3 protein-coding genes and 1 pseudogene are annotated in these 3,128 nt (G+C 67.9%); all 4 read left to right on the forward strand.

All coding sequences use genetic code 11. The features are described from left to right. Positions 1-1,265, forward strand: a 1,265-nt coding sequence (locus HUK84_RS13485; RefSeq protein WP_176640751.1) for an NAD-dependent succinate-semialdehyde dehydrogenase, incomplete at its 5' end; no start/stop codon positions are given. Between the two features lie 32 nt (positions 1,266-1,297). Further along, positions 1,298-1,798: an Lrp/AsnC family transcriptional regulator gene (locus tag HUK84_RS13490; RefSeq protein WP_176640752.1), complete on the forward strand. Its 501-nt coding sequence runs from the start codon at positions 1,298-1,300 to the stop codon at positions 1,796-1,798. Continuing rightward, the gene (locus tag HUK84_RS13495; RefSeq protein WP_176640753.1) at positions 1,798-2,685 is read left to right on the forward strand and encodes a GNAT family N-acetyltransferase; all 888 of its coding nucleotides are present in this window, start codon (positions 1,798-1,800) and stop codon (positions 2,683-2,685) included. The genes HUK84_RS13490 and HUK84_RS13495 overlap by 1 nt, the downstream gene beginning before the upstream one ends. A gap of 9 nt (positions 2,686-2,694) precedes the next feature. Then, a pseudogene (locus HUK84_RS13500) lies at positions 2,695-3,128 on the forward strand (glyoxylate/hydroxypyruvate reductase A); the annotation flags it as partial.

A 3,128-nucleotide genomic window follows, 5' to 3' on the forward strand; every position in this document is an offset into this window, starting at 1 on the left:
CGCAGTGGCGGCGGACCCCGGCCGCGCAGCGTGCCGAAATCCTGACGGCCTGGCACGGGCTGATGATGCGCCATGCCGACGATCTGGCGCGCATCATGACGCTGGAGCAGGGCAAGCCGCTGGCCGAGGCGAAGGGCGAGGTCGTCTATGCCGCCTCGTTCCTGAAATGGTTCGCCGCCGAGGCCGAGCGGATGGAGGGCGAAACGCTGGCGCCCGCGGCCGACCGGCGGATCCTGGTGATGAAGGAACCGGTGGGCGTGACGGCCGCGATCACGCCATGGAACTTCCCGCTGGCGATGATCACGCGCAAATGCGGCCCGGCGATCGCCGCGGGCTGCAGCATGGTGATCAAGCCGTCGGAACTGACGCCCTATTCCGCCCTGGCCCTGGCGGTGCTGGCGGAACGGGCGGGCCTGCCGCCCGGCCTGCTGTCGATCGTCACCGGCCATGCGCGCGAGATCGGGCCGGAACTGACCGGCAGCCCGATCGTCCGCAAACTGTCCTTTACCGGATCCACGGCGGTGGGCGCGCTGCTGATGCGCCAGTGCGCCGATACGATCAAGCGGCTCAGCCTGGAACTGGGCGGCAACGCGCCGCTGATCGTCTTCGACGACGCCGATCTGGACGTCGCGGTGGCCGGAACGATGGCCAGCAAGTTCCGCAATGCCGGCCAGACCTGCGTCTGCGCCAACCGCGCCTATGTCCAGGACGGGATCTATGACGCCTTCGCCGCGCGCCTGGCGGCCGAGGTCGCGGCGCTGACCGTGGGCGACGGGCTTGCGCCCGGCGTGCAGATCGGCCCGCTGATCAACGACGCCGCGGTGGCAAAGGTGAAGGCCCATGTCGAGGACGCGCTGGCGAAGGGGGCGCGGATCGTCGGCCGCCCGTTCGCGATCGACGGGCGCTTCGTCGACCCGGTGGTGCTGGCGGACGTGACCGCCGACATGCGCATCGCCTGCGAGGAAACGTTCGGTCCGGTCCTGCCATTGTTCCGTTTCACGTCCGAGGAGGCGGCGGTGGCCCAGGCGAACGCCACGCCGTTCGGCCTGGCCAGCTATTTCTTCACCCGCGACCTCGACCGCGCCTGGCGGGTCGGCGCGGCGCTGGATTTCGGCATGGTCGGCCTGAATACGGGCACGATCTCGACGGCGACGGCGCCGTTCGGCGGCGTCAAGCAATCGGGGCTGGGCCGCGAGGGCGGGCGTGTCGGCATCGAGGAATTCCTCGAACTGAAAACCCTCCATGTCGCCCTGGCGGGCGCGTAGGGCGGCATCCCAGCGAAGAGACGACGGATTCCATGGCACCCTTGCCCAAGCTGGATCGCATCGATCTGAAAATCCTTGCCCAATTGCAGAAGAACGGGCGACTGACCAATGTGGAGCTGGCCAACCGCGTCGGGCTGTCGGCCAGCCCGTGCCTGATCCGCGTCAAGCGGCTGGAGGCGGCGGGCTATATCGTCGGCTACGGGGCGCAGATCGCGCTGCAGAAGATCGCCAGCGTGCTGACGGTCTTTACCGAAGTGACGCTGTCGGACCATCGGCGTGACGATTTCTCGCGCTTCGAGGCCGCGATCCTGCGGGTCGACCCGGTCGTGGAATGCCACCTGATCAGCGGGGGATATGACTATCTTCTGAAATTCATGGTCCGCAGCGTCGAACATTACCAAGAGACGATCGAGGCCCTGCTGGACCAGAATATCGGGATCGAGAAATATTTCAGCTACATCGTCATCAAATCCCCCATCATCAAGCCGGCCTTCCTGGTCGAGAACCTGACGGCCCCGCAGGAGCGTTCGTGATGATTCCGACAAGCGTGAAACAGATCCCGGGCAGGGACGGAAGGGCGGAAATCGGCATCCGCGCCATGACGTCCGGCGACCTGCCCGATGCCGTCCTGCTGTCCAAGGCACTGGGCTGGCCGCACCGGCTGGAGGACTGGGACTTCATGCTGCGGCAGGGCCACGGGCTGGTCGCCACGCTGGAAAACGGCGCGGTGATCGGTACCATCCTGTGGTGGCCGTTCGGCACGCGCTATGCCACGGTGGGGCTGGTGATCGTGGCGAATGCCTGGCAGGGACACGGGATCGGCCGGACGCTGCTCGCCACGGTGCGCCGCCTGCTGCCGGGCTATTCGCTGTATCTGAACGCCACGCCGGCCGGCCAGCCGCTCTATGAAAAACTGGGCTTCATCCCGACCGGAATCGTCGAGCAGCACCAGGGCAACGGCGTGTCCGCCCCGATCGTCCCGTTGGAACCCGGACATCGCCTGCGGCCCGTCGTGCAGCAGGACCTGCAGGAACTGGCGGCGCTGGACGGCGCGGCGACGGGCATGGACCGCGCGCGCCTGATCGAGGACCTGGTCGCGGCGGCCAAGGGGGTGGTGATCGATACCGGGGACGGCATCGTCGGTTATTCCTTCTGCCGGAAATTCGGCTGGGGCTGGCTGATCGGTCCGGTCGCCGCCGCCACGCCGATCGGGGCCCGCGCCCTGATCGCGCACTGGATCGGCACGCATGGCGGCGAATTCCTGCGGGTGGATATCCCCGCCGCGTGCGGCCTCTCATCCTGGCTGGATGACATGGGGCTGATCCGTGTCGACACCGTCAACACGATGTCCACCGATGCGATGACGGCCGCGCCGGACGGCCCGGGCTACTATGCCCTGACCAGCCAGGCCATCGGATAGGGGCCCGCCATGTCCTTCGTCTTCAAATCCACCGACGCGCGCCGCATCGTCTGGCAACCACGCTTCGCCGCCGAACTGCCGGACCTGCCCTTCCATGCCTGGCCCGAAACCGGACCGGCGGAGGACGTGCGCTATCTGGCCGCCTGGCAGGTGCCGGACGGGATCGGCGCGCTGCTGCCCAATCTCGAGGTCCTGTTTTCGGTGGGGGCCGGGATCGACCAGCTCAACCTCGCCTCGGTGCCCGGACAGGTGAAGGTGGTCCGCATGGTCGAGCCGGGCCTGGTGGACGGCATGATCGAATATGTGCTGTGGGCGGTGCTGTCCTGCCATCGCGACATGTTCAGTTACGCACGACGGCAGCGCCGGCATGTCTGGAGCGGCGCGCCCAACCGTGCCGCCGGCCGGATCGGCGTCGGTGTGATGGGGGCGGGGGCGCTGGGCGG

Origin of the sequence: Nguyenibacter vanlangensis (genome assembly GCF_013376155.1) — a bacterium.
GTDB lineage: Bacteria > Pseudomonadota > Alphaproteobacteria > Acetobacterales > Acetobacteraceae > Gluconacetobacter > Gluconacetobacter vanlangensis.

Excerpts from the sequence above, each read along its gene's own strand:
- HUK84_RS13490 (WP_176640752.1), top strand. The coding sequence starts at position 1,298 with ATGGCACCCTTGCCCAAGCTGGATCGCATCGATCTGAAAATCCTTGCC.
- HUK84_RS13495 (WP_176640753.1), top strand. The coding sequence starts at position 1,798 with ATGATTCCGACAAGCGTGAAACAGATCCCGGGCAGGGACGGAAGGGCG.